General features: G+C 56.8%; 8 protein-coding genes. 3 read left to right on the top strand and 5 right to left on the bottom strand.

The genetic code is table 11. The features are described 5' to 3' along the window. Positions 1-15 precede the first annotated feature (15 nt). Positions 16-1,881: a PAS-domain containing protein gene (locus GS605_RS15550; RefSeq protein WP_371807773.1), complete on the top strand. Its 1,866-nt coding sequence runs from the start codon at positions 16-18 to the stop codon at positions 1,879-1,881. Then, on the top strand, positions 1,881-2,582 hold the full coding sequence (locus GS605_RS15545; RefSeq protein WP_152460491.1) for a response regulator transcription factor: 702 nt from the start codon (positions 1,881-1,883) through the stop codon (positions 2,580-2,582). Before GS605_RS15550 ends, GS605_RS15545 begins: the two co-directional genes overlap by 1 nt. A gap of 142 nt (positions 2,583-2,724) precedes the next feature. Here GS605_RS15545 and GS605_RS15540 read toward each other — a convergent pair whose 3' ends face one another. Genes GS605_RS15540 through GS605_RS15520 form a run of 5 tightly spaced genes read right to left on the bottom strand, consistent with a single transcriptional unit; the run spans position 2,725 to position 12,288 of the window. Further along, entirely contained in the window at positions 2,725-4,035 is a 1,311-nt protein-coding gene (locus GS605_RS15540; RefSeq protein WP_171724553.1) for an HlyD family type I secretion periplasmic adaptor subunit, read from the bottom strand. Beyond that, positions 4,019-6,166 (bottom strand): type I secretion system permease/ATPase, encoded by a 2,148-nt coding sequence (locus tag GS605_RS15535; RefSeq protein ID WP_253283323.1) that lies wholly within the window; start codon positions 6,164-6,166, stop codon positions 4,019-4,021. Before GS605_RS15535 ends, GS605_RS15540 begins: the two co-directional genes overlap by 17 nt. Beyond that, positions 6,163-7,506, bottom strand: a complete 1,344-nt coding sequence (locus tag GS605_RS15530; RefSeq protein ID WP_171724552.1) for a TolC family protein — start codon at positions 7,504-7,506, stop codon at positions 6,163-6,165. Before GS605_RS15530 ends, GS605_RS15535 begins: the two co-directional genes overlap by 4 nt. After that, positions 7,493-8,326, bottom strand: coding sequence for a SapC family protein (locus tag GS605_RS15525; protein ID WP_171724551.1), 834 nt, complete (start codon positions 8,324-8,326; stop codon positions 7,493-7,495). Before GS605_RS15525 ends, GS605_RS15530 begins: the two co-directional genes overlap by 14 nt. Before the next feature lie 47 nt (positions 8,327-8,373). Then, positions 8,374-12,288, bottom strand: a complete 3,915-nt coding sequence (locus GS605_RS15520; protein ID WP_253283321.1) for an Ig-like domain-containing protein — start codon at positions 12,286-12,288, stop codon at positions 8,374-8,376. A gap of 151 nt (positions 12,289-12,439) precedes the next feature. Between GS605_RS15520 and GS605_RS15515 the strand changes: the two genes are divergently transcribed. Next, positions 12,440-14,497: a dockerin type I domain-containing protein gene (locus tag GS605_RS15515; protein WP_216600202.1), complete on the top strand. Its 2,058-nt coding sequence runs from the start codon at positions 12,440-12,442 to the stop codon at positions 14,495-14,497. The last annotated feature ends 46 nt before the right edge of the window (positions 14,498-14,543 follow it).

The raw sequence follows: 14,543 nt of genomic DNA, 5'->3' as shown, positions 1-14,543 counted from the left end.
CAGCGCATAAAGGCGATGACGACTGCCGGACTGAATCTCATCGGTCAGGCGCTTTCGATCTATGACAGCAACCTGAAACTGGTGCTGAGCAATCGTCGGTTCAAGGAAATGTTCGACCTGCCGGACGAGCTGGTCGAACGCGGAGCCTTGTTTCGGGATACCATCCATTTTCTCGCCAGCCGTGGCGAATACGGTGACGAAGAAAGTGTGGAAAAAATGGTGAACCTGCGCGTCGAGCAGGCTTTGGCTTTCGAGCCTCATTACATGGAACGCGTAAGGCCCAACGGGCAGGTTATCTCGATAGAAGGCGCGCCGTTGCCACAGGGCGGATGGGTTGCGGTTTACACTGACATTACCGGCACCCGGCGTGCAGAAAACCTGCTGCGGGCGCGATCGGAAGAATTGTCGGAACAGTTACTCGGCCACGCCGAAGAACTGTCTGCAACCAACCGAAAGCTTGCGGCCACGATCAAGGCATTGGAAGAGGCCAAACGCGAGCTGACCGAAATCGAAGCCCGCACACGCATGATGACCGAAATGATGCCGGCTCATATCGCGCATTTGGATAGCACTGGTCGATATGACTACTCCAACCGCCGTTTGAGCGCGGTCCTTCCCGGACGTCCGTCGGAGGTTCTTGGGCTTCACATATCCGAAGCTCTTGGTGCCGCCGCGTATCGGCGGGTCAAAGCGCATCTGGCAAAAGCATATGACGGAGAAACCTCCGTATTCGAGTTCACCGAGGATCAGGATTCCCGCCGTATCCGCGTTTCATTCACGCCCGATGACGCCGGTGGCGTCTATGTAATGTCGGTTGATATCACCGAAGAAACGCAGGCGCGCGTCGTTTTGCAGCAAACGCGTCGGCGGGCTATGGCCGCCCAGATGACCAGTGGATTGGCCCATGACTTCTCCAACTTGCTGACGATCATCCTTGGGATGCAGTCCAAACTGAACAAAATGGACCTGTCGGATGAAGCACATGAGCTGGTTGCCGCGACACAGCAAACGGCGCGTCGGGGTGGGCAATTGCTGAACCGGATTGCGGATATGACCGGGAACCGAACGCCACATCCTCAGGCCACGGACATGAAGGCGCTGTTGGAAGACCTGAGAATATTGGCCTCGCCTTCCTTGCCGCGCGGCGTCGGTTTGTCGGTGGTCAACACTTTGCCCGACCGGGCTTTGATGCTGGACCCGGGAATGGTGCAGGATGCGTTGCTGAACCTGGTGCTGAATGCGCGGGATGCCTGCGGCAGTTCGGGTCAGATTACAATCAGCGCGCATACCATCGGAGAAATCTGGGTTGAAATCACCGTATCGGACACTGGCCCGGGCTTTACTCCAGAGGCGCTGGAAAAGGCGCTGAACCCGTTCTTTACCACCAAGGGAAGCGACGGGTCGGGGCTTGGTCTGCCCATGGTGTATGACACTGTCAAGCTGGCCGGGGGCGATCTGAATCTCAAGAACACGGTATCAGGCGCGTCCGTCGTTTTGCGGTTGCCCTATCGGCCAGCTCCGCCCGTGCAAGACGGTCTGGTACTTCTGGTCGAAGACAGCGAAGATTTGCGGGGGCAGTTTCGGGATATGCTGGTAGAGCTGGGCTTCGCCGTCATCGAGGCCAATTCGGTAGATGAGGCGCTGGCGTTGATTAACAGCGTTGAAGACATTTCTCTTGTCCTGTCCGATATCCGTCTCGAAGGAAATGGTACCGGTCTGGACATTTTGCGGCAGGTGAAGCCAGGATTGCCATGTATCCTTATGACATCGCTGCCCAGTTCGGACCGGTTGTACCAGCGCGCCCTTGCGTTGGCCCCGGTGTTGCGTAAACCGTTTTCGCAGGCTCAATTGTCAGCCCTGATCCAAACCGAGGCCGCCTGATGACGCAACCGCTGGTTACCATCCTCGACGACGAACCCGAAATCCGGCGCATCCTGACGGACGCTCTGGAGGATGCCGGTTTCCGTACGCAGAGTTTTTCCCGCGCACGAGAGTTCGAGGCTGCGCTCAATCGTGTGACACCCGATGTCTGTCTGGTCGACCTGTCATTGCCGGATACGGATGGGCTGGCGTTGGTTCATCGTCTGGCGTTGGAACAAGGCGCGGCAGTGATCATCATTTCGGGGCGCGCGCAGGTGCAGGACCGTGTTACGGGGCTGGAACTTGGGGCAGACGATTATATTACAAAACCGTTTGACCCTGCGGAAGTCGTGGCGCGGATCAGGGCAAGATTAAGAACACCTCGCACTCAGACCTCTCATTCGGATACGGCGGAATTCAACGGCTGGACCGCACATTTTGACCGATACGTCCTTGAAAGTGAATCAGGTGACGAAACGCCTTTCAGCCATGCAGAGGGGGAAGTCCTGCGGCTGTTTCTGGAAAGCCCCAAGCGGCTGATCAGCAGAGGGCAAATGCAGGAGTCCCTGGGTGGCGCAGCCGGAGACAGTTTTGACAGGGCGATGGACGTTCGGATTTCCAGGTTGCGCACCAAGCTGGGAGAAGATCCTAAGAACCCGCGGTTGATCAAGACGATCTATGGGGCGGGGTATATATTCTTGGGTGATGTCGGTTGGAAGTAGTCGCAGATCCAACCGGCCGAGACTTGGTCAGATGAGTTGTTTTCCATGTTTGTTTGACCCTTTCGAGCCTTCCGTGCTGAAGCTGCTGACACCGAGATTTCCGTATCGGAAGTGACACGTCTGTCCCCAATTGCCCCATCGCTCATTCGCGCAATGCCTGATCCTTTATCTTCACAACCGGTTGCAGAATATAGTCCAGCACTGTTTTGCGACCCGACAGAATGTCGACTTCGGCGATCATTCCAGGTATGATTTCGACTGCTATGCCATTCCCATCAAGCATGGTGCTTTTGGTTCGAATCTCGACCACAAAGACCTCTTCGTCATTCCGCTCAGATCGAGTGACCGTGTCTGCTCCGATGCGGATGATTTCCCCATTCAACGATCCGTATCGTGCAAAATCATAAGCCGTGATTTTGACCTTCACAGGCTGACCAGAATGCAGAAACGCAATGTCCTCGGGCTTTACATAGGCTTCAACCAGCAATGTGTCGTCCAGCGGCACGATTTCAACAAGGTCCTCTCCACTGCGGGCAAGACCGCCAATGGTAGAGCGATGAATCCGGTTTACAATGCCGCGTACCGGAGACCGAACCTGCGCCCTTGAGGCCCGGTCGCGCAAAGCGGGCAGGGCGGGTTGCAAGGCAGCCAGCTCGGCAGTGGCAAGCGCCAGGTCCGTCAGCGCGGCGCTGCGAAACCGGCTTCGCACCGCTTGAATTCGATCGTCGATTTCGTCCAAGCCCGTTTGCAATCTGTTGGTTACGGCTTCTGCCCGCACCTTGCGACCGCGCCATTCGGCTTCACTCCGCCGCAACGCAAGCAATGTTGTTGCAGGCTCCATTTGACGCTCGACCAGCGGCGCCATGATCGCCCTTTCTTCAGCCAGGACCAGCAAGGTTTCCTCTGCCGTCACTTGATCGACCAGGCCTTCCTCAAATTCTCGCTGTTTTTGCTGACGCTGACGCTCCAAGATGGCTATTTCTGCCTCCAACTCGGCCCGCCGGCCTTGGTACAGTGCAGTTTCAGATTGCACGACGGTAGGCGCGCCGTTGATCAGTTGAACATCGAAATCCAGTTGTGTCCCATCAATTTCGGACCGAAGGCGTTGGATGCGCGCCATCAGCCCGAACGCGCGTTGCTGTTCCTGACTGAGCTGACTGTCAATTTGGGTTGTTTCCAGTTCCATAAGCAGAGAACCTTTTTCGACCAGTTGGCCTTCGCGCACATGCAACGACTGCAATACGCCGGGCTCGGTGGCTTCGATCAGCTGGATGTCTCCGGAAGGCACGATCCGGCCGTCCACGCGCGTGACATCGTCCAGTTCAGTCAGGTGCGCCCACAATAGGGCGGCGATCAGGCATAGCAAAATCACCAAAAGCAGCAAGGAACTCCGAACAGGAGAGCGTCCCTGCATCTCGCGCGCCAGGGTGGCCAGATCAGGATGCTGCGACATTCAGGTGCCTCCCTGTCCGGCGAACATGTTGCGTCAGCATGCTTTTGGGGCCATCCGCCGCGATTTTCCCGTGTTCAAGGATGATGACTCTGTCAACAAGCTCCAACAGGCTGGTTCTGTGTGTAATGACAACCATGGTGGACTCTACCGTGCATTCTTTCAGACGTTGGATAACCTGGGCTTCGGTTTTGACATCCATCGCGCTTGTTGGTTCATCCAGCAAGAGAACCGGCGGACGGCCTATGAGTGCCCTTGCCAGGGCAATGGCTTGACGCTGTCCGCCAGAGAGGCCTTCGCCGCGTTCCGCGAGTTGAAGATCGTAACCCCCGGGATGGTTGGCCACGAAATCCTCAACCCCGGCGGCGCGGCCTGCTTCGATCAGTTCGTGATCTTTTGGCCGGATTGCACCGCTTGCGATATTGTCCCGGACTGATCCGGAAAAGAGCCATATGTCCTGTAAGACGGATCCGATATTGCGGCGCAGATCGCCAGGATCGATCTGGCGGATATCAAGACCGTCGAACGTAACAGATCCAACACGCGGCGCGTACAATCCCAGCATCAGACGTGCGATGGTGCTTTTACCGCAGCCAATCTGACCAAGGATCGCCACTTTTTCACCCGGTTTGATCGTGAATGAAACGCCTTGCAGGGTATCTTCCCCTTGGTCAGGGTAGGAAAAATACACGTTGTTGAAGGCGATCGCTCCTTTGAAATGGGGCCGGTTCACCCATGTTCGGCCTAGTGGGCGTTCGCTTTCCGCCATCATCAGCGCGTTGAGACTTCGGTATGCACTTCGGGCTTGGTTAAGCCTTGTCAACGTCTGCGCTAACTGCCCCAAGGGTGCCAGGGCCCGCCCTGTCAGCATTACCGAGGCAACCAAAGCGCCCATGCTGGTCTGGCCGTCTGTGATCAGAAAAACACCATAAAATACGATCAACACCTGTGCCGCTTGTTGCGTAAAACCGGTCAGGTTGAGAGCAAATTGTGTAACGGCCCGGCTCTGAGCACCGTGCGAGGATTGTCGTTCTATCGCCTGCTCCCATCGGGAACGCATTTGCCGGCCCGCTGCTGTTGTCTTTATCGTTTCAAGGCCCGAGACGGCTTCTACGAGGACCGACTGTTTGGATTGCCCGTCGGACAGGCTCTTTTCTGCCATGCGCGACAGAAGCGGCTGTACGGCCAAACCTGTCAGCAGAACCACAGGCACGGCCAGAGCCGGGACCAATGCCAGTTGTCCGCCGACCAGGTAAATCACAAATACGAACAACCCGATGAACGGCAGATCCACGACGGCAACAAGCGTTGCGGATGTGAAGAACTCACGCAGGGTCTCGAACTCACGGATGGTACTGGTCATGGCGCCGGTGGAACCCGCGCGTGACTTCATCTGGATGTTCAGAACGTGGTCGAAAATTCGCCGCCCCATGAACAAGTCGGCTTTTTGCCCGGCCTTGTCGATAAACGCCGCTCGCAGCAATTTCAGCACGAAGTCAAATAGCAGCGCCAGAGCTACGCCCGCCGTCAAGGCAATAAGCGATTCGGTTGCCTCATTGGGCAACACGCGATCATAGACAACCATGATGAAAACTGAGGTCGACAAGCCAAGAAGGTTTGCCAGAGCCGCAGCGAGAGCAACCTGTATGTAAGTCCATCGATTGGCGGACAACGCCGCGCGAAACCAATGACCTCGGTTACCCGTGTGACCGGCGTCCAGTTCATCTGTATGATTTCGCCGAAACAAGACCGCGAAACCGGTGTATGAATTGGCCAGCTGTTCTTCTGAAACTTCGCCGATTCCTTCACCAAGTTCCGGGTCATAGATCAGCAAGGCACCGTTTTTTGCGCGGCCATGGTACACAACAGCCTTGTTTTCGGTCATCAGCAACAAGGCCGGGGCCAATGCTTCGTCAAAACTCGCGATGCACCGCTCGCCATAGCCCGCCTGTAGACCAGTGTTTTCCGCCACCGAGAGGATGTCACGAACAGTCAGATCCCCGTCCGAACCGGTCTGCGACGCCTGGATCGTTGCAAGGGTCAGAGGGCGTTCAAGCGTCGCTGCGATATTCAGAATGCAGGCTTCGTAGCATGTCAAACGGGCGCGGTCCTGCATTGATTTAAACGTGCTCATTTCACCTCGATCCAATTGCCAAGCGAAATTCCGAGCAGGTCCAGAATGTCTCCGGTAAGGCTCAGAGCCGCGTAGTTGGTCAGAAAATAACTCTGTTCGGCCAGAATCAGGCGTTCTTGCGCATTTACGTAATCGCGTTGAGCGTCCAGGATTTCGATCAGGCTGCGACGCCCGATCGAGAACTGTGCGCGGGATGCAGCAACACTGTCGGCATTGGCACTTGCCGCAATACGGGCCGCGCGCAGCCGTTCCGCGCCTGCTTTTTGATCGGATCGAATAAAGCCCAGCTCCCGCATGATTTCGCGAACCAGTTGCTCTCGCGCGAACTCCGCTTCTTTCACCTTTGCTTCTGCGGCGGCGATGGCGGCGCGGCGTTGGCCGGTGCTGTCCAGCTCGTAGTTGAAAGAAAGATCCACGCCAAAATTTGCATCCCGAGTGTCATCCTGGTTGGCAAATGCGGCGACCCGAACGTTCGGTTTGCGACGTGCCTGAGCGGCCGACCATTCGGCTTTGGCTGCCAGCAAGCTGGCATCCGCCCTACGGATCTGAGGGCTGTTCATCACGACCTGGGCATCACTTCTATTCAGCGGTGGGGCTGGTACAGGAGGGGGCAATGATCCGGGAAAAGTCCCGAACACTTCTCGAAACCGCGCTTCGGCCCGATCAGTTCGTGATCGCGCGTCAGCCAGTCTTGTGCGTGCATCTGCCATTCTGGACTGAGCGGCCAGAACATCTGCATTTGAACCGGCGCCGCCCGCTGTGCGGTCCGAAATCTGACGCACCAGTTCTTCATGAACCGAGACATTGTCGGCCGCGATGCGGAGTATTTTTCTTTGATCAATGACAAGCACATAGGTCTCGATGGCGGCCAGCGCCGTGGCCGATGCCGTCTGAATCTGATCGCCCCGTGTTTCCAGAACACGTGCCCGGGCTGCCGTCAGATCCCCCGAGGCAGCCCCACCGTCATAAACCAATTGTGAAATTCTCAGATAGGGTGAAACATCTGCAATATCAGATTCGACCCGTTCGGACCGTGCATTTATTCCCAACGAGATCTGCGGAAGAAAGGCGCCTTCCGCTGCATCTTGATTGGCTGATGCGATATCCATCCTGGTATTACTTTGCGCCAGTGTCGGGCTTGTCTCCACCGCCTGGCGCACGCGTTGCCCGAATGCACTACTGCTGAGCTTTGCCGATCGCTTTGCTGCCCCTGCACCGGTGGTCCCGGGTGCCAAGGACACTGCCACTGGAGTCAAATCAGGAGGGGGCGTGCAGGCGGACAACGCTATTGCAAGCAGAGCGAACGCAACCCAGGACAACACTGCTTTACAGGAACGCATGATGACCCTCCTGACTGCAATGGTCCATGGCTTCTTCTTTCTGTTGCGCCGCAACCAACGCGTCCAAGAACCCTGAAACACCGGTGGTCTGTTGTGTCAGAGAACCATCAGCTTCTCGATGTGAGCGAGCATGTGCATGTGTCAGCCAGATACTATGGGTCAGCGAAATCTGATGAGCGTGAATCAGTCGCAAACCCCCATTCGATGTAAGCAGTGACAAGTGCGCGCGGGGAATTTTCTCCAGGGCTTTCTGCGTGACGCCAAAATGCCCGCACGGGAACTCAACCCCCTGAAAAGAGGTAAGCGGACCAAACAATCCCATGTCAGTAAGAACACGACACAGATGAGTTGTGTATTTCATCGACTCTTTCAGGGCGCGAAAGAAGGCTGCGACTTTTTTCAGTTCCGGCGCAAATTGCCCAGATTTGTCGAAGAATACCTCGTCCTCCGGATTGTCAGTGATAAGCCCCGCCGTTTCGTCGACAAGCAATTCGTCACTGCCGTCACCATCCGATTCAATCAGTCGTGGCCGAAACGGAGCACAGCGCAAGACGCATGGCACATAAGTCGCCAGCCATTTGCCATGTGCTGATACAAATGGCGTAGGCTGGTCTGGTTGCATGGACAAAACAGCCACTGGGTAAAAGCCGTGTTCAGATTTCCGAAAAGTGATTGGAAATGTGGCGGCGGCCTGAAGAATTTCTGCTTCGACCACAGGGCAATCTGCCATAGTCCCTGCGAAATCGAACGAGGTGAACCGCCGCCAGAACCGATGACCATGTCGTCCAAGACTGACCGGAGTTAAGCCATTCTGTGCCATAACTGCCTCATGATGTTGAATTACGTCTGTATGTGCGCCGGTCTGGATCAGGCCGTTGCCCCGGTCGGGTCGGTGTGCAGGATGTTATCTGCGGTCAGGCCGCTCAGATCGCTCAGGTCTTGGAACGTGGCCACGGTTTCAACGCTGGCATCGTTCGCCGCCTGGAAATCTACCTTGACCAAAACACTGTTTGTTCCGTCGGTTGCCATCACGTAAAGTTCATCGCCCGCCATGGCTCCGGCAAGACTCTCGACAGCGGCTTCGATTGTGCTGAGGTTGAGGTCTGTGAGTACCGTGCTGAGGCCGACAAATCCGGTGTTTGTGCCCAACGTGTCCCCGGTGGAAAGCAATTCGAACCCGGTGCCATCACCGCGGAGCGTATTGGTGTCCAGCCCGCGGAACATCAGTGCGTCAGTTACATCCGCAGCCGGGCCAATCGTAAAGCCAGTCACAATATCTGTACCATTGCTGGCCGGGTCCGCCTCGAAGACGACGATGTCTCGCCCTGCTGCAGAAACATCAATGGTATCGTCGCCGACACCGCCGCGCGTGATAGTGTCCGTATTCGCAGCGTTGAGCGTGTCATCACCATTGGTGCCAAACTGCACTGTCGTTGGCCCGCCATCAGACGTTTTGATCGTCAGTTCAATAGGCTGGCTGGAGTCCTGGATCGTCATCGTGAAAGTGACAAGCGGCTGAGAAAGATCTGTAAAGGTTGTCGCGGCCCCGGCAAAATTCGTCGCGCCCCCGGCGCCTGGGCTGGCCAAAAACAAATCGAAGGCGTTGTTTTCCGAAACCGATGCAGAGTTGAAGGTGACAACCGAAGGGTCAAATCCGAGCTCTGCCGTCAACGCCAGACCATCAGAGATATCGCGGTCGGCTTCGGCATAGATTGCGAACGTCACTGTAGATCCCGAGCGCCCAACTTCAGAAATCACATAGGCGGCGGGTTCGTGCGCAACGGCTTGCTCGGAAACCAGCAGCGGATCTGGTCTACCCGCAACTGTCGCCTGCGCGGAAAAGACAAGGTCATCACCTGCCTCTACTGCCGAAAAGTTGGACGCCGCGACAGCCAGCGACCAGGATCCGTCTGCGGCCACCGTTGCAGATCCGACCGAACTGCCGTTTAACGTGACATCCACCGACTGGCCGACTGACAATCCGGTCGATGACCCGCCGATAGTAATCCCGGAGGCCTTGGCATCGGCAAGACCAATCGAATTGTTGACCCCGACATCGTTCAACGTCAACAAGGGGCGAAAATCTGTGGAAAGTGAGCTGTTCGCCGCGGCCGAGCTGTTTCCGGCCAGATCGTCAACAGTGGCGGAAATGGAATAGCTCGTTCCGTCAGAGAGCATTCCAAGATCATTTGCTGGAACGGTAACTGCCCACGAGCCATTTGATGCGACGCCAGTATAGGTTTGCCCGCCGAATGTGACCGAAACGGTCTGGCCATCTTCAGCCGTGGTCGTGCCTGAGATTGCAAGATCCACACCCCTTTCGGTCACGTCCAACACGGCACCCACAGGCAGACTGTTTATGGTTATTGAAGGTGCTGTGAAGTCAGTGGCAAAGCTTGTCGTGGTTTGATTGTGGTTTCCCGTCGCGTCCGAGATCGACGCATTGATATTGTAAGTCTCGTTGTCTTGCAGGGCAGACAAATCTGTCACGGTTGCCGTATAGGTCCAAGTACCCCCGGTTACTGTCGCCGTTCCGGTGACGTCCGTAGTGCCGTCAGCGCGCGTGACTTCGACGGTAACAACTGTTCCGTCGGGCGCATCGGACGTTCCTGACACCGTCAGGTCGGTTCCTTGTTCAACGACGTTCATGACGCCCCCGTCGGATACGGTTGAAATTCCGATCGTCGGTGGCGTGAAATCGGTGGTAAAGCTGTTGTTCGCTTGCAAGGCCGGATTCCCGGCAGCGTCCGAGACATCCGCGGTTACGGTGACGGTCGCCGCGTCAGAAAGACCTGCCAGATCCGAAGCAGGTACGGTTACGCTCCAATTGCCGCCAGAAACCGTTGCGCTATAGGACTGCCCGTTCAGACTGACGGTTACGATTTGTCCGTCTTCAGCTGTCGTACTGCCCGAGATGGAAAGATCCGTGGCCCGCTCGGATGCGTTCATGACAGCTCCGTCCGAGAAACTGTCGATGCTAAGCGTCGGCGCGGTCACATCCTTGGAAAATGTCACTGCGGCCTGCGGTGCCGTGACGCCACTGGCGTCGTCGACATCTGCGGTAACAGAAAAGTTGCCTCCATCCGACAAGGACGCCAGATCCCCAGCTGGCACAGTCACGTTCCAGGCCCCGCCAGATACTGTGCCGGAATATGTTTGACCATCGAGGGTTACAGTAACTTGCTGACCATCCTCAACGTTTGACGTCAGCCCGCTGATGGTCAAGTCGGATCCGGCTTCGGCTGCGTTCAGTACGGACCCAACAGGAAGCGGTGATATAGAAATGGAAGGGCCGGTCAGGTCCACGGGAACCGATACAAGAAGCGGTACTGCCGGATTGCCCGACACGTCCTCGACGGCTACCAGAACAGATGCCGGCACTCCGGTGGAAAGACTGCTCAAATCAGAATTGGGGATCGTTACACTCCAGCTTCCGCCAGACGCGGTGCTTGTATGCACTTGTCCGTTGAACGTGACGATGATGGTCTGACCATCCTCTGCCGTGGTGGAACCGGTCAAGGCCAGGTCGCCGGCTACGTCGATCAGTTCTATCGAGCCGCCAGCCACGGGATCCAGAGAAACAGTTGGTGCAGTGAAATCAGTATCAAAGCTTCCGCTCGCCTGTGGTGCGGAATTTCCCGCCGCGTCGGCAACATCCGCGGTAACGTCAATCGTCGCGCCATCAGGAAGGGCCGAGAGGTCTGCCGCCGGGACAGTGACGCTCCAGTGTCCGTTGGATACCGTGCCCGAATAGTTTTGCCCGTTCATTGAGACGGTAACGGTCTGCCCGTCTTCTGCATCGGTTGTTCCGGTGACCGTCAGATCCGTTGCCTGTTCGATCGAATTCAAAACAGCGCCATCGGAAAACCCGCTGATCGACAGGGTTGGAGGAATTGTATCAATATCGAACTTGACGGATTCGGTTGACAGTTCCGTGCCTGAATCGTCCAGATGCCTGACTGTCACCGTAGAGACGCCTTGCGGAAGCGCATTGGCTTCGGCCGACGTGAGAGAAACGCTCCAACTGCCGTCATCGTTGGGCGTTACGGTTTTGACAAGCGAACCTATCGTGACCTCGACTGTCGATGTTCCTTCGGGTGCGGCAGCATTGGTAAGGGCGCTGTTCAATGCCGTTGCCTGAAGTTCGGCCAGGTTCAGGCTGGTATAGCTCGGTTCCGGTTGGGGTTGGGGTTTAGGCTCTGGCGCGACAGGTTCCGGGGAATCGCCGCCGCCGCCGCCGCCACCTCCGCCCGCAGCGGCAGCTGCACCAGCCAGCCCGAGGCCGCCCAGTGCAGCCCCGGCGCCGCTGATTCCGCCAGCTGCTGCGCCAGCTTCAGCTGCGCTGAACTGGGCGATTTCAGCAACCGCCTCTTCTGCGATCATGATTGCGCCGCTGTCCAGGACCTGCACGTTTTCCGCCGCCACGATCATCGTCCGACTGTCAGCCATTTTCAGAAGAACATCTCCGTTTTTCAGCAACTTGGCGGAGCGCACACCCGGAATTGTCTCTGCAAACTGGAAGGCGTAAAGCTCTTCGATGGTTGCTTGTGACAAGGCAGGCAAGGCCATCAATGTGGACATGAGGCCGCCAGCCGCGCCGCGACCCGCCCAACGACCAAGCTTTCCCTTGATCCATTGTTGAACTTGAGATTTGCGATCTCCGTCCGTTGAGTCAGCCGCCGGACGATTGTTGGCCTCAGGTGCTTTGGTCATCTTGCCCTCGCATGTGGAGTCCGCGATCATCGCAACAGGAAAGGATGTGCTGTTTGGCGTTTTGCTCATCTGTCTTTCCCATTTGTTGCCGTTGCGATCGGACCTGAAAAAATTGAGTTAAACTGAAACCGAACTTCTCGTTTTCACCACAATTCTGCTTCGGTTTCGGTCTGCTCATCTGGTCATCTTGCCGTAACTGCCAGGGGTGGCGCAGGAGGTGATGGCTGTGATGCTTCAGTTCGAAAGTGTAGTGGCAACGGGGAGCACGGCGCTCGATTCAGGTATCGGCGATACGGCTTTAAAAACGCTTAACGGGAATACGTATCTCTACACGGTGACCGGCCCGGGTGGCGGTGTCGCGGTCTGGCGGCTGGCCGACGGTGCCCTGCCGCAGCTGGTTGATACCGAGTATTACAGCGGTTCGATCACCTTCCAGGTGGGGCGCAGTGCCACGCCAATAACGCTGGCGGGAACCGAGCAGATCGCGCTGGATATCAATACTGCCACGGGCCTGGTCGGGTATGACGTGAACGCGGACGGAACGATCGGTAACCTGAAGGAAACGGGTGTGCTCAACGGAGGCGGAGATATCTCGGCCATCATACAGTTTTCACTGGGGTCTTCGGATGTCCTTGCGATGGCGCATGAGGATACTGGCAATATCGGAACCTATCATGTGAACGCGAACGGGACGCTCAGTCTTGCGGGTTTGATTGCCGGTACGGCGGATGCCATGCAGACGTTGCGGTCGGGTTCGGAACATTTTCTGATCTCAAGTGACGCGGCAACAAACTCTGTCTCGACATATCGCATCGATTCCGGCACCGGCACGTTAACCGAGATCAACAATGACTCGGCTCTCGGAACCCTAGGTGTTTCAACCCCAACAGATGTCGAGACCGTAGAGGCATACGGCAAATCCTGGGTCGTGGTGGCAGGGTCCGGCAGCAACTCTCTCAGTGTTCTTCAATTGAGCAGCGATGGAAGTTTAAAGGCGACGGACCATGTGCTTGATACGCTTCATACGCGGTTTGAATCCGTTCAGGATCTGGCGGTCATAGACGTGAACGGTCGGGTCTTTGTGGTTGCAGGCGGCGGCGATGATGGCCTGTCTCTGTTCACTCTGACACCCGAAGGTCAACTTGTTCATATGGACAGTTTCGCGGATACGCTGGCCAGTGGATTGCAGAATGTCGAATCGCTGGCGGTTGCACATGTGGGCGACGAGCTGCAAATTCTCGTGACATCACAACAGGATGCCGGGGTGAACGTCCTGACGGTCCCGGTCGATGATCTGGGGGTGGTGCGCAAGGGGTTCGGTACCGTGAACGGGAGCGCGTCGGACGATATCCTCAGCGGCGGTATTCTGGACACGACTCTTCTGGGAGGCGCCGGAGACGACATTCTCATCGCGGGGAAGGGTGCGACGACGATGTCAGGTGGTGCAGGGGCCGACATCTTCGTGATGCAGTCCGGTAGCGGTCTGACCACAATAACCGATTTTCAGGCGGGCCTGGATCGTCTGGATATGTTCGACTACCTGCTGTTGCGGTCGCCTCAGCAACTGACCTTTACCAGCACAGCAAACGGGGCTCAGATCGAATATCGCGGCGAGATCGTGCAGGTCCAATCCGCGTCGGGCGGCGCTTTGACAAGCACGGATATCTTTGGCGCAGGCTTCGCCGGACCGGATCATATCCCGGTAGATTTCGGGGACCTGGGCGGGCTGTCACCGGGCAGCTCTGATGGATTGGTCGGGCATATTACGGTGGACAGCCAGGTTGCGAATCCGGGGCTGACGGATGCGGAAATCCGGTTCACGCCGGACGGCGGGGGTACGGTATCCGCCACCGCAGATAGTCAGGGGCGGTTTGATCTGGAATTGCCCGATGGCACCTTTCCCGGAGTGCTGGACATCACCAAACACTATTCCACGGCAAGCGGGAAGATTGACGCGCTGGACGCTTTGCAAGTGTTGCGTATCTCGGTTGGTCTTGACCCGACATGGGGTCCAGCGACCGCGGAAAACCTGATAGCGGCAGACGTCAACAGGGATGGCACCGTGAACGCCCTGGATGCGCTTGCAATTTTGCAAGTCGCCGTCGGGCAGCCCACGGCCCATGACCCTGAATGGGTATTTCTGGATGAGAACGCGGACCTTTCCGGAATAACCAAGGACAATGTAACCTATCAGACGGGTGTCGATGTTGTGGCGGTGGATGGGGTCATCAACGTGGACATGACCTCCATCCTGTTGGGAAATCTCGAAGCGGCCTGAGTGCCGAAAGATATCTAGGCGAAAGCAAAGTTGTATCTTTTTTAGC

Source organism: Ruegeria sp. HKCCD7559 (assembly GCF_013110575.1).
In the GTDB taxonomy this organism is placed as follows: Bacteria; Pseudomonadota; Alphaproteobacteria; order Rhodobacterales; family Rhodobacteraceae; genus Ruegeria.
This window is presented reverse-complemented; position numbering and strand designations above follow the sequence as displayed.